At 66.8% G+C, this 17143-nt stretch carries 24 protein-coding genes; 12 read left to right on the forward strand and 12 right to left on the reverse strand.

Annotation, left to right across the window (positions count from 1 at the left end; translation table 11 throughout):
• Positions 1-118: 118 nt before the first annotated feature.
• The 4 genes from H8F27_RS10985 to H8F27_RS11000 all read left to right on the forward strand — a co-directional run bounded on the left by H8F27_RS10985 (position 119) and on the right by H8F27_RS11000 (position 4461).
• Positions 119-2461, forward strand: coding sequence for a DEAD/DEAH box helicase family protein (locus tag H8F27_RS10985; protein ID WP_231596214.1), 2343 nt, complete (start codon positions 119-121; stop codon positions 2459-2461).
• Positions 2462-2527: 66 nt separating this feature from the next.
• Entirely contained in the window at positions 2528-3481 is a 954-nt protein-coding gene (locus tag H8F27_RS10990; protein ID WP_197147974.1) for an IS1595 family transposase, read from the forward strand.
• A gap of 109 nt (positions 3482-3590) precedes the next feature.
• Positions 3591-3911 carry a DUF1778 domain-containing protein gene (locus tag H8F27_RS10995; protein WP_197148123.1) on the forward strand — a complete coding sequence of 107 codons (321 nt, stop codon included), beginning with the start codon at positions 3591-3593 and terminating at the stop codon, positions 3909-3911.
• Between the two features lie 4 nt (positions 3912-3915).
• The gene (locus H8F27_RS11000) at positions 3916-4461 is read left to right on the forward strand and encodes a GNAT family N-acetyltransferase (RefSeq protein WP_197148124.1); all 546 of its coding nucleotides are present in this window, start codon (positions 3916-3918) and stop codon (positions 4459-4461) included.
• A 4-nt stretch (positions 4462-4465) separates the two neighbouring features.
• Here the strand turns inward: H8F27_RS11000 and H8F27_RS11005 are convergent, their stop codons facing one another.
• The 10 genes from H8F27_RS11005 to H8F27_RS11050 all read right to left on the reverse strand — a co-directional run bounded on the left by H8F27_RS11005 (position 4466) and on the right by H8F27_RS11050 (position 9201).
• Entirely contained in the window at positions 4466-4702 is a 237-nt protein-coding gene (locus H8F27_RS11005) for a helix-turn-helix domain-containing protein (protein WP_255517691.1), read from the reverse strand.
• Positions 4702-5502 carry a KilA-N domain-containing protein gene (locus tag H8F27_RS11010; protein WP_370594407.1) on the reverse strand — a complete coding sequence of 267 codons (801 nt, stop codon included), beginning with the start codon at positions 5500-5502 and terminating at the stop codon, positions 4702-4704. Before H8F27_RS11010 ends, H8F27_RS11005 begins: the two co-directional genes overlap by 1 nt.
• Positions 5499-5807, reverse strand: a complete 309-nt coding sequence (locus H8F27_RS11015) for a hypothetical protein (protein ID WP_197148127.1) — start codon at positions 5805-5807, stop codon at positions 5499-5501. Before H8F27_RS11015 ends, H8F27_RS11010 begins: the two co-directional genes overlap by 4 nt.
• Entirely contained in the window at positions 5807-6394 is a 588-nt protein-coding gene (locus H8F27_RS11020; RefSeq protein ID WP_197148128.1) for a hypothetical protein, read from the reverse strand. The genes H8F27_RS11015 and H8F27_RS11020 overlap by 1 nt, the downstream gene beginning before the upstream one ends.
• On the reverse strand, positions 6387-6632 hold the full coding sequence (locus tag H8F27_RS11025) for a hypothetical protein (protein ID WP_197148129.1): 246 nt from the start codon (positions 6630-6632) through the stop codon (positions 6387-6389). Before H8F27_RS11025 ends, H8F27_RS11020 begins: the two co-directional genes overlap by 8 nt.
• Positions 6629-7393 (reverse strand): hypothetical protein, encoded by a 765-nt coding sequence (locus tag H8F27_RS11030; RefSeq protein ID WP_197148130.1) that lies wholly within the window; start codon positions 7391-7393, stop codon positions 6629-6631. The genes H8F27_RS11025 and H8F27_RS11030 overlap by 4 nt, the downstream gene beginning before the upstream one ends.
• Positions 7394-7483: 90 nt before the next feature.
• The gene (locus H8F27_RS11035) at positions 7484-8203 is read right to left on the reverse strand and encodes an XRE family transcriptional regulator (protein ID WP_197148131.1); all 720 of its coding nucleotides are present in this window, start codon (positions 8201-8203) and stop codon (positions 7484-7486) included.
• A gap of 80 nt (positions 8204-8283) precedes the next feature.
• Positions 8284-8448, reverse strand: coding sequence for a hypothetical protein (locus H8F27_RS11040; RefSeq protein ID WP_197148132.1), 165 nt, complete (start codon positions 8446-8448; stop codon positions 8284-8286).
• A complete protein-coding gene (locus tag H8F27_RS11045; RefSeq protein ID WP_197148133.1) occupies positions 8448-8828 on the reverse strand; it encodes a VRR-NUC domain-containing protein in 381 nt (126 codons plus the stop codon). Before H8F27_RS11045 ends, H8F27_RS11040 begins: the two co-directional genes overlap by 1 nt.
• Positions 8829-8958: 130 nt before the next feature.
• On the reverse strand, positions 8959-9201 hold the full coding sequence (locus tag H8F27_RS11050) for a type II toxin-antitoxin system Phd/YefM family antitoxin (RefSeq protein WP_197148134.1): 243 nt from the start codon (positions 9199-9201) through the stop codon (positions 8959-8961).
• A gap of 107 nt (positions 9202-9308) precedes the next feature.
• On the opposite strand from H8F27_RS11050, the gene H8F27_RS11055 reads away from it, so the two are divergent.
• Both H8F27_RS11055 and H8F27_RS11060 read left to right on the forward strand, forming a co-directional pair.
• Positions 9309-9623 carry a DUF1778 domain-containing protein gene (locus H8F27_RS11055; protein WP_197148135.1) on the forward strand — a complete coding sequence of 105 codons (315 nt, stop codon included), beginning with the start codon at positions 9309-9311 and terminating at the stop codon, positions 9621-9623.
• Entirely contained in the window at positions 9620-10120 is a 501-nt protein-coding gene (locus H8F27_RS11060) for a GNAT family N-acetyltransferase (RefSeq protein WP_197148136.1), read from the forward strand. Before H8F27_RS11055 ends, H8F27_RS11060 begins: the two co-directional genes overlap by 4 nt.
• On the opposite strand, the gene H8F27_RS11065 is transcribed toward H8F27_RS11060, so the two are convergent.
• The gene (locus H8F27_RS11065; RefSeq protein WP_197148137.1) at positions 10117-10356 is read right to left on the reverse strand and encodes a plasmid stabilization protein; all 240 of its coding nucleotides are present in this window, start codon (positions 10354-10356) and stop codon (positions 10117-10119) included. The two genes, H8F27_RS11060 and H8F27_RS11065, sit on opposite strands and share 4 nt — an antisense overlap.
• Before the next feature lie 203 nt (positions 10357-10559).
• Between H8F27_RS11065 and H8F27_RS11070 the strand changes: the two genes are divergently transcribed.
• Positions 10560-10796, forward strand: a complete 237-nt coding sequence (locus tag H8F27_RS11070) for a type II toxin-antitoxin system Phd/YefM family antitoxin (protein WP_197148138.1) — start codon at positions 10560-10562, stop codon at positions 10794-10796.
• Positions 10796-11242, forward strand: a complete 447-nt coding sequence (locus H8F27_RS11075) for a type II toxin-antitoxin system VapC family toxin (RefSeq protein WP_197148139.1) — start codon at positions 10796-10798, stop codon at positions 11240-11242. Before H8F27_RS11070 ends, H8F27_RS11075 begins: the two co-directional genes overlap by 1 nt.
• Here the strand turns inward: H8F27_RS11075 and H8F27_RS11080 are convergent.
• Positions 11239-12657, reverse strand: coding sequence for a DEAD/DEAH box helicase (locus H8F27_RS11080; protein ID WP_197148140.1), 1419 nt, complete (start codon positions 12655-12657; stop codon positions 11239-11241). The two genes, H8F27_RS11075 and H8F27_RS11080, sit on opposite strands and share 4 nt — an antisense overlap.
• A 102-nt stretch (positions 12658-12759) precedes the next feature.
• Here H8F27_RS11080 and H8F27_RS11085 point away from each other — a divergent pair, with 102 nt between their 5' ends.
• The 4 genes from H8F27_RS11085 to H8F27_RS11100 all read left to right on the forward strand — a co-directional run bounded on the left by H8F27_RS11085 (position 12760) and on the right by H8F27_RS11100 (position 17141).
• Positions 12760-12954, forward strand: coding sequence for a hypothetical protein (locus H8F27_RS11085; protein WP_197148141.1), 195 nt, complete (start codon positions 12760-12762; stop codon positions 12952-12954).
• Positions 12955-12969: 15 nt separating this feature from the next.
• Positions 12970-15660, forward strand: coding sequence for a primase-helicase zinc-binding domain-containing protein (locus tag H8F27_RS11090; protein ID WP_197148142.1), 2691 nt, complete (start codon positions 12970-12972; stop codon positions 15658-15660).
• Between the two features lie 291 nt (positions 15661-15951).
• Positions 15952-16638 (forward strand): hypothetical protein, encoded by a 687-nt coding sequence (locus H8F27_RS11095; protein ID WP_197148143.1) that lies wholly within the window; start codon positions 15952-15954, stop codon positions 16636-16638.
• A gap of 122 nt (positions 16639-16760) precedes the next feature.
• A complete protein-coding gene (locus H8F27_RS11100; protein WP_231596215.1) occupies positions 16761-17141 on the forward strand; it encodes a hypothetical protein in 381 nt (126 codons plus the stop codon).
• The last annotated feature ends 2 nt before the right edge of the window (positions 17142-17143 follow it).

Genomic DNA, 17143 nt, shown 5'->3' on the forward strand with positions numbered 1-17143 from the left:
CTTCCTCCTGGTGGTCGAGGTGCGGGTCACACGAGGTGCCGGTCCTTTTCGTGGCGGTGGGTCAGCAGTGGCGTAATGCTGTCTACCTCCAGGTTGACCAGCGCTGAGACCTCTCCTCATGGCCGACTCCAAGCCATCCGAGCTGGATCAGCTCCGCCTGGAGAACAGCAGGCTGATTGCCCTGCTGGAGGCTCACGGCATTGCCTGGCGCTCCACCGAACAACCCAGATCGGAGCCAACCCCGGACTCAGCCCAGCCTGCTGGCAGTGCCCCCGGTTCAGTGCAGCAGAAGGTGGCCCTGTACCGGCGTCTGTTCCGCGGTCGTGATGACATCTACGCCCTGCGCTGGGAGAGCAGGACCAGCGGGCGATCGGGCTATGCGCCGGCCTGCGCCAATGAGTGGCGCCCAGGCCTCTGCGAGAAGCCTCGTGTGGCGTGCCGCGACTGCAGCCACCGGGAGCTGTTGCCGCTCAGCGATGCGGCGATCTACGGCCATCTGGCCGGAGACCACACCATCGGCCTCTACCCCCTGCTGGAGAACGACCACTGCCACCTGCTGGCCGTCGACTTGGACGAGCAGGACTGGCGTGACGATGCCCGGGCCTTTCTGCGCTCCTGCCGGGATCTGGATGTGCCGGCGGCCCTGGAGATCTCCCGCTCCGGGGAGGGGGCACATGTGTGGGTGTTCTTTGAGGAGGCTGTTCCGGCCCGTGAGGCCCGCCAGCTCGGGGCCGCCCTGATCAGTCACACCTGCGCTGCGTCACGCCAATTGCAGCTGAGCTCCTACGACCGGCTGTTCCCCAATCAGGACACCATGCCGAAGGGGGGCTTCGGCAACCTGATCGCCCTGCCGCTGCAGAAGGAAGCCCGGCAGCGGGGTTGCAGCGTGTTTGTGGATGACGACCTGAAGCCCTATCCCGATCAGTGGGCCTATCTGGCAACCCTGCAGAGGCTGTCGGTGGCAGGGCTGCAGACCTTGATCCAGAGCGCCACGGGCGGTGCCCATCCTCTCGATCTGGCGTTCATCGACGAGGAGGACCTGGCGACCCCATGGAAACCGCATCAGGCGGCTCCAGCGATCAGGGGACCGCTGCCCACCTCACTCACGCTCACCCTGGCTGATCGCCTCTATGTGGAGCGCTCGAGCCTGCCGCAGCCACTGCTCAATCGCCTGATCCGCCTCGCCGCCTTCGCCAACCCTGCCTTCTACAAGGCCCAGGCGATGCGCCTGTCGGTGTGGGACAAACCGCGGGTGATCGGCTGCGCCGAGAACTTTCCCCAGCACATTGCCCTGCCGCGGGGCTGCCTCGAACCCGTGCAGACCCTGCTGCAGGAGTTGGGGATCAACTGGGAGCTGGTGGATGAACGCCAGGACGGCTCACCGATGGAGATGGCGTTCACGGGCCAGCTGCGCGCTGACCAGGAGGCCGCCGTCGAAGCGATGCTGCGCCATGACATCGGAGTGCTGCAGGCACCGACGGCTTTCGGGAAAACGGTGGTGGCAGCAGCGATCCTGGCGCGCCGCAGGGTCAACACCCTGGTGCTGGTGCATCGGGCGGAGTTGCTGCGCCAATGGCAGGAGCGGCTCCAATCCTTTCTGGATGTCACTCCTGAGGCGATCGGTTGCATCGGTGGAGGCAAAGCCAAGCCCACCGGCCAGCTCGACATCGCCGTGATGCAGTCGCTGGTGCGGAAGGGAGAGGTGAACCCTGTGGTGCAGGGCTACGGGCAGGTGATCGTCGACGAGTGCCACCACATCGCCGCCTCCTCCTTTGAAACGATCCTCAGGCAGGTGAAGGCCCGCCACGTGCTGGGCCTGTCGGCCACCCTGGTGCGCCGCGACGGCCTGCAGCCGATCCTGTTCATGCAGTGCGGCCCCATTCGCCACACCGCCCAGCGACCTGCCGGGGCGCCCCAGACCCTGGAACTGGTAAGCCGCACCCATCAGCTCCCAGCACTACCGGCCGATCTGCCGATCCAGGAGCTGATGCGCCGGCTGGCGGAAGACCAACACCGAACCGATCAGATTGTGGCGGCGGCGCTGACTTGCTGGGGCGATGGTCGCAAGCTGCTGCTGCTGAGTGAGCGGACGGACCACATCACAGGGATCGCCCGCGCGCTGGCCGAGCAGGTGCCAAACCTGTTTCTGCTGCATGGTCGCCTGAGCGCACGCCTGCGCAGCGCCACCCTGGCCGCGCTGGAGCAGCTGGCTCCTGATGCGCCCCGCATCGTGCTGGCCACCGGGCGACTGGTGGGGGAAGGGTTCGACCATCCGCCGCTCGACACCCTGCTGCTGGCGATGCCCGTGTCGTGGAAAGGCACGCTGCAGCAATACGCCGGCCGGCTGCACCGGCAGCAGAGCGGCAAGACCAGCGTCCGCATCATCGACTGGCTCGATCTCGGCCATCCGGTGCCGCAACGCATGTGGGAGCGGAGGCTGCGGGGCTATCGGGCGACTTGATTACCCAGCTCGCTCCGCGCACCGCGAGCCTGGGCCGTAGACTGGTACGCACATACCAGTTCAGTCATGGCGCGCAACGTCATCCAGTTCCAGAAAGGCCTTTCACTGCCTGACTTCCAGCGGCTCTACGGCACCGAGGTGCAATGTGAGGCTGCTTTGGAGAAGGCGCGCTGGCCCGGTGGGTTCCGCTGTCCCCGCTGCAATGGCCATGAGCATGGGCTGGTCTATGGCCGCAGGCTCAAGCGCTATCAGTGCCGCAGCTGCGGCCATCAGGCCACGCTCACGGCTGGCACGATCATGCAGGCCACGAAATTGCCTCTGACCACCTGGTTTCTGGCCTTTTACATGATCGGGCAGGCCAAAACAGGGATCTCCTCGCTGGAGCTCAGCCGCCACCTGGGCGTGAACTACGACACCGCCTGGCTGCTGCACCACAAGATTCTGCGGGCGATGGCTGATCGGGAGGAGGCTTACCTGCTGCGGGGAAAAGTCCAGATCGATGATTCCTACCTCGGCGGAGAACTGCCGGGCGGCAAGGCAGGTCGGGGTTCAGAGAACAAGATCCCCATCGTCGCGGCCGTCTCCTTGAATGAGGCGGGCCGGCTGATTCACGCCAGGATCACAGCCGTGAGTGGCTTCAGCTCAGAGGCCATCGCTGAGTGGGCCAAGCGCCATCTGGCGCCCGGCAGTCAGGTGCTCTCCGATGGCCTGGCCTGCTTTCGTGCCGTGACCACGGCAGGCTGCAGCCATCACGCCATCGTCACCGGTGGGAAGCACCCAAACGACTTGCCGCAGTTCCGTTGGATCAACACCGTGCTGGGCAACCTCAAGACCGGCTTCAACGGCACCTTCCACGCTTTCAATTTCGACAAGTACGCCAGGCGCTACCTGGGCGGCTTCTGCTTCCGGTTCAACCGGCGCTTCTCGATGGTTGCGATGACTGATCGCATTGCCAATGCGGTCTGTTGCTGCATGCCCTGCACGGAGCGGGATCTCAGGGTTGCGGAGGCTTATGGGTAATCAAGTCGGGCGATGGGGTATGAGCTGACCTCGACGCGGCTGCCCATCCCAGATGGAGGACATGTACGGCCATGCCCCGTACAATGATGAAGTCGCTCTCTGTGGTGCCATGTCACCGGTCGAGACCGCGCTCCATGCGGCGATCGAAGCGATCGACGAGCCCCGCTCGGCTCGGATGGACCAGCGCACCAAGCCCTCGGTGAAGGCCAGCATTGAGGCCGCGGCTGACCTGATGGGCATCGAGGCCTCCGCCTTCGTGGTCATGTCGGCGTATGCGCGTGCCCAGGAGCTGCTCAGTGGCAGGCAGCAGACCCTGCTCAGCCAGGGCGATCACCAGGCTCTGCTCGCCGCCCTCGACGAAGAGACCGCGCCAACGCCCGCTCTGCTAGAAGCCTGGCGGCTGCACCAGGACCAGGTCGTGCGCTCCTGAACCGGTGGCTTACCGGATCGAAGCCTTTGACCCTGGCCTGCACGACACCAAAGACTTCCGCTGCGGCAGCGACAGCCAGGACAACTTTCTGCGCCGCACCGCCAAGCGCCAGCAGCGTGATGGCTACACCCGGCTCTACGTCGCCACTGACACCGCCCAGGCAGGAGAACCTCGGGCCTGTCTCGGCTTCTACGCCATCAATGCCCATGCCATCGGCGTGGCCGATGTGCCTGCCGATGCTGTCCCGCGGGCACCACGCTCGAATCTGATTCCAGGCGTTTTTCTCAGTCACCTCGCTGTCGACGGGAGACACCAAGGCCAGGGGTTGGGGCGCATCCTGCTGGTGGATGCGATGCAGCAGTGCCAGCGGGCGGGGCAGATCCTCGGGGTGCGGCTGATGTTGCTCGATGTGGCGGGCGCCGCTGGAGACGCGGAACGCGCACGCCTCCACAGCTTCTACGCGTCGATGGGGTTCCGGCCCCTGCCAGGTCGAGCAGAGCGGTTGTTCCTCTCTCTGAGTGCTCTGCCACCCCCGCGATCGGGCAGATAAGGCATCAAAGGCGCAGATGTTTCCTGCTCCAGCCTGTGATGGTGGCCTCGACGTTCTCGAGGTGCCACTGCAGTGGGCCTCGGCCCTGAGTGCAGCCCCAGCGGCGGTAGTGCTTGCCCGGGGTGAGCACCCCGCGCAGCCGCAGCTGGCGGAGGGTTTCGCGGCTCATCCCCAGAGCTGTGCACGCTTCTGCCGTTGTGACCCAGACCCGCTGGCGCGATGAAGTTGTCGGCGTCTCCATCAGCCCCCTGCCAGCTGGGCGCGGAAGCGCTTGAGGGTCTCAATCAGCCAGGAGCGCCGGTAGCTCTTGACCTGTCGCGGGGCCCCATCAACGAACTGCTGGCGGCAAGGGGGCTCTTCGCCGAACTCTTCGCGGTAGGCCCTGGCCACGAGCTTGCCGGCAGCGCAGAACTGGTTGCGCGGCAGCGCTTGCTGGAACACCTCCCTCCAGGCATCTCCCAGGGTGAGCTCTTGGTCAGTCGGGGCGCCGGGCAGCAGTCCCGAGCTCGCGGTGAGCACGTTGCTGCGCACGATGTCCTTGAACAGGAGCTGGTCGCGTTGATCGAGGCCGCCCAGCTGCTCAAACAGGCCGATGCTGCGTTCCACCAGCGCGATCACCTCGACCTCTCGCAGCCGGGGCGGGGGCGATTCCACCGGCGCCGGGTGAGCCTGCTGGAGGCTCTCCAGAAACCAGCCGTCCATCCACACCGCGAACGGCGCGCTGATCCAGCGGGCCAGATCCACCGCGACCTGGGGATGGACCCAGGTACCACCACCGTGCCCCTGGCGGGACTGGATCAGATCAAACACCGGAATTTCCGTTGTTTGGGACAGAGCGTCCAAGTAGAGCTGGCAGCGGTCCGATTCCCGGTAGTCAGACCACCTCTTCTTGTTCGCCTTGCACATGGCCGTGGCATTGACGTAGCCGTCGACAGTTCGCCGAGAGATTGGCGTTCCGTTCCAGGAGCGGGAGACCAGAGCAGGGTGGTCCATCGAAACGAGAGGAGAAAAGGGATTTGACGACGTGGTTGTGGTGTTCATCGGTCTGAAAGCGGTGTCACGGGGGGAACCTCACCGGCGTCAGCGCCGGCATCGGGTCGGAAAACGGTGTTGGTGCTGGCCATGGGCCGCGGCGGCACGGGGCCGGCGAGCACGAGAAGCAGGGTGCTGAGCTGAAATGCCAGCCCCAGCAGCACCAGAGCGCGCAGTGAGGCGAGGCTGCTGGCCGTGACGGCCACGGTGGTGGGCCGGCGGGTGCGGCAGAAGGCAGGCAGCTGTGGACCGGGCCGATGAAGGGGCCTGCCCCTCCAGGCCCCGGCGTTCTGGTCCTGGCGATCGAGTGGCATCAGAACAGCTCCTCGACCTCGTCGGCAGCGCCAGTGCTCCAATCACCGGCACCAGCGCCGGAGGTGGTGTAGCCCTCGACCTCCTCAAACCCGTCGGTGGGGTCGACCTGCTCGTAGGGCACGAACTCGACCACCTGGACGGCGCGCGGCTGGAAGGTCATGCCGCAGCCGTTCTCGCCGTCCCAGTCGTAGATGTCGAAGGCCACCACAACCTTGGAGCCGTTGCCGATGGCGGCGCCATCCCAGGGCTGCTTCTTGGCATCGACAATGCGGGGTCCCTCGGACAGCGAGCCATCGCGCCGCTGAAACTGCGGCACCTTGAAGCGCACCACGGTGATCTCGCTGGGCTTCTCCTTGTCGGGCTTCCAGGGGAAGCCCTTCTCGGCGCGGCGCTTGCGGCTGCCGTGCAGGGCGATGAACTGATCCTCCATCGCCAGCAGGAAGGATTGGGCCTTCTCGTCTCCGTTGGGGAGCAGCAGGTCGGTCGTCCAGGCCTTGGGTTTGCTCTTGTCGAGCTGATGCCTGGGGGTGATCAGGTGAGCCCAACGCACTTCAGCGAGGGGCTTGCGGAAGATGTCCTTAGCCATGGGATGAATCGGTGGAAATCTTGTGTTGATCGAAGGGAGGCAGGGGCGGCAGGCCAAAGCGCTCGCGCAGCAGGTGATGCACCGCTCCGCTGGCTGAGATGTTGTGGCGCTCCATCACCTCGCGGATCCGCAGGTACACATCGGTGCGCACCTGGGTCTGGATGAAGTGGCGACCAGCCTGAGAGCGGGGCTGCTCTCCGTAGCGACGTGGCGGCCGGGGGCGATGGCTCTCGCTCATGGGCCTGGCTGCGCTGGAGCTGTCGCCTGCACCTGGCCCTGCGCTTCTGCGAGAAAGAGCTCGATGAAGACGCTGTGCTGCCGCTGGGTGATGCGATCACCGATGGAGCGGGCATTGCGCGGCACCTGGAAGTGCTCGCGGAAGGCTTTGGTCAGCTCCTGACGGCTTGCCTGGGGCAGCTCGAGGACGCGGCGGTGAACCTCGCTGACCTCCTCAGGGGTGAGGGGAGCGAGGCCTGGATCACCGTCTGCGGGACTGCCATCAGCACTGGAGTCAGCCAGGGGGACTGGCTCCTGTGGAGACGGATCGTTGGCTTGCCGATCTGGGCAAGCCTGCTGTGCAAGAGCCACATCAGGCTCTCCAGTTGCCTGCTCTTCCGTGTCTGCATTGGGCTGTACAGCCCGAGCCTGTGAAGACACAGGAATGCCCAGCAGCATCGCCAGCATCAGGCCGGTGGTTTCGGCCAGATCGCTGGCCTCATCTGCCCAGGACTCACTGCAGAGCTCGGCCCCGGCGACATGCATCACCGTGACCTGCAGCCTGGAGCGCCCTTGCTGCTCACGCAGTTGGGCGGACCAGCCGATGCCGCTGCGGAAGGCGGGGCGGGCTGAGTGCACTACCTCCGCCAGATCAGCAGCGGTGATGGGGGACACCTCGGCCTGGAAGCTGGCCAGGGCATGGGTGAGCTGTTGCTCGGGGGTGGCGTGGCCCAGGTCAGCCGGCAGGGGCTCGGCGATCGCGGGCCTGGATGGTGGAACCATGGCGGATCGAATCGGGCGGTTGCCCGCTGATCCGAAAATTAGCACTGTTCACTGATAGCCACACTCACAGCGGCTGTTAATTCCTAATCATCACGCTGTGACTGGCTTCTTGCCTTTGCGCCCGCTGGGCTTGCTGCCCTTCCTGTTGGCCGCCTCCCACTGGTCCAGCCAGCGCTTGGGCAGGTACAGGTCGCCCTCGATCCACAGCGGGGCCAGCTCCTCCGGCTTGTAGTCCCCGAAGCCTGTGAGCACGGCGAAGAAGCGCTTGCGGTGCTCTTCGCTGGCCTCGACCGCCAGGGAGTTGAGGGCGTCGCTGGGCTCAAGGCCGTATTCGTCGACAACCCGGCGCATCTGGTTGCGCCACTTGGTGGAGAGCTCCGTGGCCTTGCGCTGACCAACGGTCGGCGCCGGAGTGGTGCGGAAGGCCTCCGGCACCTCCCTCAGGCCGCAGTAGCAGGCCCAGAGCTCCAGCGGCGTCCAGGCCGGGCAGTCGTCGTCACCCAGCGGGATGGCGCCCTCGAGCTTTTCCTTGATCGCCTGGCTCTTGACCGGGCCCCAGTCCTTCTCGGCGATGCGGCGATTGATCTCACCCAGCTGCCAGAAGGCTTTCTGGCGCAGCTCGCCGGCCTTGCCCTGCTCGATCACCGAGAGGTTGCCGTAGGAGATCGCCTCGAACCCGGCCTCCTCCGCCCAGCTGCAGGCGGTGTACTGGGTCCAGCCGTTGGTTCTTCGCCAATTCAGCAGCATCCGACCGAACGCTGCGCGGTTCTCCTTCTGGCGCTCAAGCAGCTCCGCGTAGGTGATGGCCACGTTCAGGATCCTGAATGGGATTTCCCGAACCATACGGCAAACTTGGCACTCCTAGTCACCTCCTGACACGTACTGGCATATCAGGTCTGACCTTGTCCGAGCCTCTGCAGGATCTGCTTGGCAAGCTGCCCAGTGATGATCTTCCCTGTCTCTGCCTGCAATCTCAGAGCAAGCGTGTAGGGGTGCTCGCCGGGGTGGGCCTGCGCGAGACGCTTCAGCCGCTGCTGCACTTCTGCCGGATCCATCAGTGTCCCAGCGGCACTTGCCTCGGCACGGCAAGCAACTGCTCGGCTTCCTCCACAGAGCGGCAGGCCGCGGCCACGCCGCCGAGCTGCTGCACCAGCCGCAGGAAGGCCCGCTGCTCCGGGCTGAGCACGCCCTGGGCTGCCTTGACCTCAAGGGCCACGAACTGTGCCAGCCGCTGGCCGACCAGCTCGGGGGTGATTTCCAGGGAGCGCAGACCGATCAGGTCGCTGCTGCCCTTGCACAGCCCGAAGCGCACGAAGCGCCCCTGCTGGTCAACCAGGGCGCCGGTGTTGTTGCGCCAGAGCCGCACCGCTCCGCGGCCGCAGGCCAGGCGGATGCGCTGCTGGATCTCGTGTTCGCTGGGGGAGGAGGAGGCCATGCCTCCTGTTGCCGGGCTGGTTGTCAGCGACTGGTAGGTATTGGCTGTTTTGCCAATACGTGACAGGTATTCGCTGAATTGCTTCGGCGGGCAATAGCTCGGTCAGCCAGCCAGCTGCTGTAGGCAGTGCTCACCAGAGCGCTTCTGGGCTCAACTCAGTCACCTCGGTGGCCATGCCATCGAGGATCGACGTGCGCATCCCAGGAATCGAGACCAGATGCAGGGTCTCCCAGATTGCGCGCCAGTGATCTTCCCCCAGCAGAACAGCGTTGCCCTGCTTCCCAATGATCAGCACCGGCTCATGGGACTGCCCCACCTCGTCAATCAGGGCGTGGAGCCGCTTGCGGGCTTCAGTGGCTGAAACGCAGGCCATGGCGCTCCTGCTGCCAATCCGTGAAAGCGTATTGCTGCTGACGACCTGCAGAGCTGTCATGACATTGTCTGGCAGGTGGGGCTAAGGTGGCGAAAGACGGTGCCGTGATGACGTCATCCCCTTCGAGAAGCGAGAAGCTCGACCTGCGGCTGACGCCAGGTGCCAAGCAGACCCTGCAGCGGGCAGCCGCGGCAGCCCAGCGCAGCGTGAGCGAGTTTGTGTTGGAGAGCGCCCTGGCCAGCGCGGCTGAAACCCTGGCCGATCGCCAGAGCTTCCAGCTGGATGGGGAGCAGTGGCAGGCCTTCGTGGCTGCCCTGGACGCTCCACCCCGGGTGCATCCGCGGCTGGTGCGGCTGCTGCAGGAGCCGAGCGTGCTGGAGCGGTGTGTTGCGGAACAGCCGCCTGCCGGTGGCGCCGGGTGAGCGGCTACCGGATTGAACCGCTCCAGGCCAGCCATGCCGTGGAGGCTTTTGATTGTGGCGAGGAACCCCTGAACCGCTTCCTGGTCCGCTTCGCTCTGGCAAATCAACGAGCGCGGGCCAGCCGGAGCTACGTGGCGCTGGATGGCGACGTCGTCGTTGGCTTCCATACCCTGGTGGTGGGTGAGGTGAGCCCAGAGCAGGCACCCGAGCGGATTGGCAAGGGGTTGGCGCGGCATCCGATCCCGCTGATGGTGCTGGCCCGGCTGGCCGTGGCGGTTGCGCACCAGGGGAAGGGCCATGGGGCCGCCCTGCTGAAAGACGCGATCGGTCGGACGCTGGCGGCGGCCGAGATCGCCGGCATCCGCGCCTTGGCGGTGCATGCCAAAGATGAACGGGCCCGAGCGTTCTACGAGCATTTCGGCTTCCGGCCCTCGCCCACTGACCCGCTGCACCTGTTCGTGCTGCTCAAGGATCTGCAGGGCATCGCCGGCGGTTAAAGGGTTGGCGAGGAGGAGGGCTCAGTCAGCTCCAGCTCCACGCCGCCGAGCAGGGCGAAGTGTGCATGGATGCGACTGCCCAGGCCCTGGCCACCAGCAACGGGCTGCCGGGCTTCGAGGGCGGAGCGGAGGATCGTGCGGGCTTCCTCCTCCATGGATCGTCCATGGCGGGTGGCCTGAATGCGCAGTTGCTCCTTGGTGTGCTCGTTGAGGTTGCGGATCGTGAGCCTGGTCATGGATGACTCTCGCTTGCGCTTACGGCAATGCTGTCAGTGCTAAGGCCTCTGACCGCGCGTAGCCATCCCAGTACGGATCAAGTGCTGTGCTGACGAGCGGCTGAGTCGATGGCTGGTTGTCGTGCTCGCTGGGAGGAGGCCGCGCCCCCTGCCTCTGTGCCGCACACCCGGCCTAGAGTTGGTCATCTAGATGGTCAACGGCCATGGTGGAGGTGACGGTGGCGGAAGCCAAGACCCAGCTCTCCAGCCTGCTGGATGCGGTGGAGGCCGGCGAGGCCGTGGTGATCACCCGCCGCGGCAAGCCCATCGCCGAGCTGGTGCCGCGCTGCAGCGTGCGCGATCTGCTGCCCCAGCTCGCCGCTCTGCGAGAAGCGTTGCCAGAGCAGCAGGCCAGCGGTGTGGAGACCATGCGGGCACTCCGGGACGACTCCCGCCCCTGATGCTCTACATCGACACCTGCGTACTGCTGGCGGTGCTGATGCCAGAAGTGCACTCCTCCGTCGCGGCGGCGTTTCTGGAGGAGGCCAGTGCACCGCTGGCGATCAGCTCCTGGAGCGTCACCGAGCTCCATTCCGCCCTCGGCCTGAAGGTGCGAACCAAAGCCCTGAGCCACGCGCAGGCCGAAACGGTGCTGCAGGGCTTTGAGCGCAGCCTGGCGCCGGGTCTGCTGGTGCTGGAGCTGGAGCCGCAGGACTTCCGCAATGCCAACGCCTGCCTGCGCGGCTGGAGCACGAGCTTGCGCGCTGCGGATGCTCTGCACCTGGCGATCGCCAGTGGCCGTGGCGCCACCCTCTGCAGCCTGGACGCACCGTTTGTCGCGGCGGCCCAACAGCTGGGCCTGGAGGCTGAACTCCTGGGAGCAGGTGGCAGGCCAGTCAGGGATTAAGCGCTGCGCTGCCGTGCCGCCCACACGTGCCGGGCCCAGCCGGGCTTGTAGCCCCGCTCATGCTCGCGCTGCAGCAGCTCCTCGAAGGTGCGGCAGCCAGCGGCCGGGTGCGTGCGCCGCGGTCGTTGCTGTTGCTGCTTGGGCTTGGGCCGGTGGCGAGCTGCACCTGTGACTTCCACCAGTTCGCCCTCGACGTGCTGGAGCCCGCGGCGTTGCTCATCGCGCTCGTCGGTCAGGAACAGATGGCCGCAGTCGGGGCAAACCTGAGCCGCGCTGGTACAGCTGCAGAAGCAGACCGGGCAATCCTTGATCGGAATCGAGACCCCCTCGCGCCTGCGGCGGCCGGCCAGGTTCCACTCGCGCTCATCGGTCGGTAGGCCGTGGCGGTGGGCGTTGCCGACGTGATCGAGGATCACCGCCTCGCTCTTTCCCGGTGCAGGCCGCAGGGCCCGGCCGACCATCTGCAAGTACAGCGACAGGCTGGCGGTGGGGCGCATCAGGATCGCGCCGCCGACGGAGGGGATGTCGGTGCCCTCGGAAATGATCATGCAGCTGCTGAGGACCTCCACCTCGCCGGTGCCGAGGCCAGCGATCAGGCGTTTGCGCTCCTCAGCAGGGGTGCTGCCGCTCACTGACGCAGCGCGAATTCCTGCACTGCGGAAAGCCGCGGCCATCTGCTCGGCGTGACAGGTCGTGCAGCAAAAGCAGATCGCTGTGCCAGGGCGCAGCCGGCGGCGGTAGTGGGAGACGGCATCGCCGATTGCGGCCCGGTCCCCAAAGGCGCGTGCTGCCTCCTCCAGATCGAAGTCGCCCATGCGGCGCCGGAGTTTGCTGTTGCGCGCTCCTGGCCAGGAGAAGACCCGTGGCCTGGCCAGCCAGCCCTGCTCCACCAGCCAGGCTGCTGAAGGCCCCAGCACCAGGGCCTCGAAATAGCCGCCGGCTTCCACGCCCAGACCCTTGCCGTCGAGGCGTTCCGGGGTGGCGCTCTTGCCGATCAGGTGGGCCTGGGGCCAGGCGTTGATGACCCGGCCCCAGACATTGCCGGCCACCAGGTGGTGGGCCTCGTCCTGAATGATCAGATCCGGCGCCGCCAGCAGCGCGAGCCGCCGGACCACGGTCTGCACTGAGCCCACAGCAACCTGGCGGCCCTGCAGCTGGTGGCCGGGGGCAATCACGTCGGGCTCCAGGCCCCAGGCCCGCACCGTGCCGGTGAGCTGGTCGATCAGCTCGGCCCGGTGGGCCAGCACCAGCACGCGCCGGCCCTTGCCGGCTGCCCCCTGCACGATCGCGCCGATCGTCTGTCCCTTGCCCGCACCGGTGGGCATAACGGCGCAGACCCGGCGGTGGACCTTGAGGGCGGCGCGGAGGTCGGCCAGCAGCTGCTGCTGGTAGTCGCGCAGGACGATCGGGGCCATGGACAAGGCGGCGGCTTTGCACTGAGCTGGAGGTCTCAGCAATGTTCAACTTATCAAGCCTTGCCGGGTGTGCTTAGGCTGTGCTCAGAACGTCAGGCATCCATGGCCTCCTTCGCGCCGCCGCTGAGCGTCTCCATCACCGAGGCGCAGCTGGCTTGGCTTGACCAGCGCCGCTTGCACGGAACCCTCAGTCGCTCGGCGGTGCTCCGCCAGGTGATCGACGCGGCGATCGCGGCAGAACAGGCCGGCTCGGCCGTGCCGGGGCCTGCGCTTGTGGCAACCGCTGAGCGTCGTTGAGCCGCAGCGACAGCCATGACAACCGACGTGATGACTGCGGCCAATGGCCGCTGGCGGGACATCCTCGAGGTGTTGGCAGGGCTGCCTGTCGAGCAGCTCAGCAACCGCCACCAGCCCTGCCCCGCCTGCGGGGGGAGGGACCGGTACCGCTTTGACGACCGGGATGGCAACGGCTCCTGGTTCTGCAACCAGTGCGGCGGCAAGGACCACCTCGGCGGTGGTGGGACAGGCATAGACCTGCTGATGCGGGTGCGCCGCTGGAGCTTCCGCCAGGCCTGCGAGGAGGTGGAGCGCTATCTCGGTCTGGAGGCGCAAGGGAATGGCCGGCATCGGCCCCAGCCGGTGTCCAGCGGCAACGGCAGCGGAGGCAAGGTCCCTGCGGCCCTAGGACTTCCCGGCCACGCCAGTCGGCCCTGGCGTCAGCCTGAGGTGCCGCCTGCTGACGCCGCGCCACCAGAGCTGGAGCGGGGTGCGATCGCCCAGTGGTGCTATCGCGACGCCAGCGGCGCCCAGCTGTTCTGGATTCAGCGGCTCTGCCCTGGCCGCAGCGGCCGCAAGGGCTTTCTGCATCGGGTCTGGCTCGATGGCGGCTGGCACCGCCCCAGCCGCCGCGATCCCTTCTCCTGCGAGTGGCCGGCGCCTCGGCCCCTCTATGGCCTGCCGGGGCTGGCCCAACTCCCAGAGGCTCAGGTGTTGGTGGTGGAGGGGGAGGGCACGGCGGATGCGGCCGCGCTGCTGTTCCCCGATCACGTGGTGATCAGCTGGGCCAACGGCACCAATGCCATCGCCAAGGCCGATTGGCAGCCGATTGCGGGGCGGTCGGTGACGCTCTGGCCCGATGCCGACGCGCCAGGCCGCAAGGCCATGGGGCGGCTGGCTGCACTGTTGCGCGAGCAGGACTGCTCTGTGCAGCTGGTAGACCCTCCGGCAGACCTGCCGCAGGGATGGGATCTGGCCGATGCCGACTGGAGCACAGCGGAAGCTGCCGATCTTCTGCAGCAGTGGCTGCAGCCCCTGCCGGCAGATGAAGCAAGGCCGGGAGGGGCAGCAGACCCGGAAGACCAGGCGCCCACGTCCGCTGAGTCACCGGCAGGTGGTGGTGGCGGGGCGCCGTTCCAGTGCCTCGGCTACGACGGCGAGGCCAGCTACTACCGCTCCGGACGCACCGGGCAGGTGCTGCGGTTGAGCCGTTCGGCCCACACCGCCACCCATCTGGTGGCCCTGGCGCCCCTGGCCCACTGGGAGACCCTCTACCCCAGCCGCACCGGCGTGAACTGGTCGGCGGTGGCCAGTGACCTCTACGAGCGCTCGATCGCTGCCGGCCTGTTCACGCCCGATCGCATCCGCGGCCGCGGGGCTTGGTGGGATGACGGCCGCCCGCTGCTGCACCTGGGTGATCGGCTCGTCACCCCCGAGGGGGAGCACCTGATCACCACGCCCTTTCGCTCCCGCTACGTCTACCAGCGCATGCCGCGCCTCGATGGGCCAGGCGATGTGGAACCCCTCTCGGTGAAGGAGGCGGCGGTGATCGTGAGCATCGCCAACCGCTTCCACTGGGATGTGCCCGCCTCCGGCACCCTGCTCGTGGGCTGGGTGGTGCTGGGGCCGATCTGCGGCTCGCTGCGCTGGCGGCCCCATGTGTGGCTCACCGGCGGTGCGGGCTCCGGCAAGAGCGCGATCCTCGAGCGCTACATCACCCCCCTGCTGGGCGACTTTGCCCTGCCGGTGAGTGGCTCGACCACAGAAGCCGCGGTGCGCCAGTCGATCTGCTCCGACGCCATGCCGGTGGTGTTTGACGAGGCTGAGAGCAACGAGCGGCCGGATCAGCAGCGGATGCAGGGGATCCTGGCGCTGGCGCGGGTGGCCAGCAGCGAGAGCGGGGCGGCCCTGCTCAAGGGCTCTCCGAGCGGTGAGGTGAGTCGCTACCGGGTGCGCTCGATGTTTCTGCTCAGCTCCATCGCCACCGCCCTCAAGCAGGGGGCGGACCGCAGCCGCTTTGCCCAGCTCACCCTGCGCAACCCCGCCGAGCTGCCCAAGGGCGAGCGGGAGGTGCACTGGGCCTTGCTGGATCGAGACCTGGACCGCCACATCTCACCCGAGTTGGGGCGCCGCCTGATCGCCCGCACCGTGGGCCTGATCCCGATGATCCGTCAGGCGGAAGGCGTGTTCACCCGCGCGGCGGCGCGGCACTTCGACTCCCAGCGCCTGGGCGATCAGTACGGCACCTTGATGGCCGGCGCCTGGTCGCTGCTCAGCGATGTCGTCCCCACCCAGGAGGAGGCCGAGCAGTGCATCGCCTGCCACGACTGGGAGAGCTACAGCCAGAGCACCGAGCTCAGCGATGAGCAGCGCTGCATCCAGACGATCCTCCAGCACCAGTTGCGGGTGGAGTGCCCCGATCGCAGCGTCACCCGCACGATTGGCGAACTGGTGGAGCTGGCTGCCCACCAGACCCATGACCTGGAGATCAGCGCCGAGCTGGCTGGGCAGGCCCTGGCCCGCCAGGGATTGCGGCTGGAGTCGCCCCATCTGCTGGTGAGCAACACGGCCGAACCGATCGCCCAGATCTTGCGGGAGACGGCCTGGGCTCACGGCTGGGCGGTGGTGCTGTTGCGCCTGTCTGGTGCTCAACGCCGCGGGCCAGTGCGCTTCTGCGGCGCCGGCATGGTCACGCGGGCGGTGGCGATTCCACTGGCGGTTCTCTGAGGTTCAACGTCACAGTCATGACACCCCGCAACACCCCACCGTTATGCCCAGATCGACTGCGGCGCAGGCGATCCCAGCCGCTGTAACGCTGTAACGCTTTTCGCCGGGGGGAGACACCCTCACACACACATAGACACCCATGCACACCTGCGTAAGGACACACTGCTGCTTGCTAATGCTTCTATTTATAGAAAGAGGGTTACAACGTCACGGGGTCTGCTCAAACCCTGCTCTGGAGCGGGATTTCGGCTGTGACGCCTGCTGTCACGGCCCGTTGCAAGGGAAACGGCCATGCTGACGGCGACCTGGCTGGATCCCATCCCCGGCCTCTGGCGGGATGAGGCAGCGCACCGGTACTGGTTGGGCGACCACCTGTTCCCCGTGTCGATCACCGGTGTGCTGGCCCACGGGCTGAGCGAGACCGCCAGACGCTCGATCGAGGCCAAGCGGCCGATCTGGGAGCCGCGCGGCACCACGGTGCATGCAGCCCTGGAGCGCTACAGCCAGGCCCGCTTCCTGGTGGGCAAGAGTGCAGCCGAGGCCCTGCTGGAAACCGAGACCCTGCCGGGCCATCACCGATACCGGGACTGGATCCTGCCGCTGCTGCAGCTGCCGCTCTGGGATGAAGTGCAGGTGATCGCCAGCGAGCGGCTCACCTGCTGCATGACACGCAACGTGGCCGGGGCCTTCGATGGCGCCTACATCTCACCCGCCCTGAGTGAGCGGCGCGGGCGTGAGGTGCGGGTGCTCTACGACCTCAAGACCCTCTCGGCCCATGGACGGCCCTATTCCACGGCTGCGCAGCTCGGCGGCTACATGGTGCTGGAGGCTGCCCAGGGGAACCACTACGAGCTGGGCCAGACGATCTGGAGCAAGCCCGGCGAGGCGTTCGCCAGCATCTTCTACAGCCGTGAGCAGTGCCTGAGCGCCTGGGCCGCCGCCTGGAGCCGCTACTGCTCCGCATGCAGGCCCTTCTGAGCACAGCGAGAGCCTGATTAGGAATTAACAGCCGCTGTGATTGCGGCTCTCAGGACAGAGCCCATACAGTGAAGTCCTGGCGGGCTCTGTCCTGCTGGCCTGTTGCTGCTCTGTTCCTGGTGATGCCTGCTGCCCCTGTTGAAGCTGCCTCGGCGTCATCTGCAGTGCCGGATTCAGCGGGCGCCATCGATGCCCTGCTCGATGCAGTCACCGAGATCAAGGCGCAGCAGAAACAACTGGAGCAGCAGCTCGAACCGCTGCTGGAGGCGCTCAACGCGGCGATGGCTGCCGGCCAGCTGGATCCCTCCTTCTCCCACAACGACTGGGCCTTCTCCCACAGCCTTGGCCGGCTGAGCTACGAGTTCCCGGCGCCGGTGCAGGAGATCGAGCAGCAGCTCAAGGCCGCAAAGGAAACGGCGATCCAGCAGGGCAGCGCCACCGAGAAGCGCGGCAAGCCCTTCTGGACCATCCGCCCCCCGAAGGCCCAGGACCAGCCGTTCTGAGC

The organism is Synechococcus sp. CBW1108 (assembly GCF_015840335.1).
GTDB lineage: Bacteria > Cyanobacteriota > Cyanobacteriia > PCC-6307 > Cyanobiaceae > Cyanobium_A.

Bases quoted from the DNA above. Each gene is read 5' to 3' on its own strand.
- H8F27_RS11045 (WP_197148133.1), bottom strand. From the start codon at position 8,828: ATGGCCTCCTCCTCCCCCAGCGAACACGAGATCCAGCAGCGCATCCGC.
- H8F27_RS11070 (WP_197148138.1), top strand. From the start codon at position 10,560: ATGGTGGAGGTGACGGTGGCGGAAGCCAAGACCCAGCTCTCCAGCCTG.
- H8F27_RS11020 (WP_197148128.1), bottom strand. From the start codon at position 6,394: ATGGCTAAGGACATCTTCCGCAAGCCCCTCGCTGAAGTGCGTTGGGCT.
- H8F27_RS11010 (WP_370594407.1), bottom strand. From the start codon at position 5,502: ATGAACACCACAACCACGTCGTCAAATCCCTTTTCTCCTCTCGTTTCG.
- H8F27_RS11085 (WP_197148141.1), top strand. From the start codon at position 12,760: ATGGCCTCCTTCGCGCCGCCGCTGAGCGTCTCCATCACCGAGGCGCAG.
- H8F27_RS11015 (WP_197148127.1), bottom strand. From the start codon at position 5,807: ATGCCACTCGATCGCCAGGACCAGAACGCCGGGGCCTGGAGGGGCAGG.
- H8F27_RS11080 (WP_197148140.1), bottom strand. From the start codon at position 12,657: ATGGCCCCGATCGTCCTGCGCGACTACCAGCAGCAGCTGCTGGCCGAC.
- H8F27_RS11025 (WP_197148129.1), bottom strand. From the start codon at position 6,632: ATGAGCGAGAGCCATCGCCCCCGGCCGCCACGTCGCTACGGAGAGCAG.
- H8F27_RS11090 (WP_197148142.1), top strand. From the start codon at position 12,970: ATGACAACCGACGTGATGACTGCGGCCAATGGCCGCTGGCGGGACATC.
- H8F27_RS11100 (WP_231596215.1), top strand. From the start codon at position 16,761: ATGCCTGCTGCCCCTGTTGAAGCTGCCTCGGCGTCATCTGCAGTGCCG.
- H8F27_RS11095 (WP_197148143.1), top strand. From the start codon at position 15,952: ATGCTGACGGCGACCTGGCTGGATCCCATCCCCGGCCTCTGGCGGGAT.
- H8F27_RS10990 (WP_197147974.1), top strand. From the start codon at position 2,528: ATGGCGCGCAACGTCATCCAGTTCCAGAAAGGCCTTTCACTGCCTGAC.
- H8F27_RS11065 (WP_197148137.1), bottom strand. From the start codon at position 10,356: ATGACCAGGCTCACGATCCGCAACCTCAACGAGCACACCAAGGAGCAA.
- H8F27_RS11050 (WP_197148134.1), bottom strand. From the start codon at position 9,201: ATGGCCTGCGTTTCAGCCACTGAAGCCCGCAAGCGGCTCCACGCCCTG.
- H8F27_RS11040 (WP_197148132.1), bottom strand. From the start codon at position 8,448: ATGGATCCGGCAGAAGTGCAGCAGCGGCTGAAGCGTCTCGCGCAGGCC.
- H8F27_RS11030 (WP_197148130.1), bottom strand. From the start codon at position 7,393: ATGGTTCCACCATCCAGGCCCGCGATCGCCGAGCCCCTGCCGGCTGAC.
- H8F27_RS11075 (WP_197148139.1), top strand. From the start codon at position 10,796: ATGCTCTACATCGACACCTGCGTACTGCTGGCGGTGCTGATGCCAGAA.
- H8F27_RS10995 (WP_197148123.1), top strand. From the start codon at position 3,591: ATGTCACCGGTCGAGACCGCGCTCCATGCGGCGATCGAAGCGATCGAC.
- H8F27_RS10985 (WP_231596214.1), top strand. From the start codon at position 119: ATGGCCGACTCCAAGCCATCCGAGCTGGATCAGCTCCGCCTGGAGAAC.
- H8F27_RS11055 (WP_197148135.1), top strand. From the start codon at position 9,309: ATGACGTCATCCCCTTCGAGAAGCGAGAAGCTCGACCTGCGGCTGACG.
- H8F27_RS11005 (WP_255517691.1), bottom strand. From the start codon at position 4,702: ATGGAGACGCCGACAACTTCATCGCGCCAGCGGGTCTGGGTCACAACG.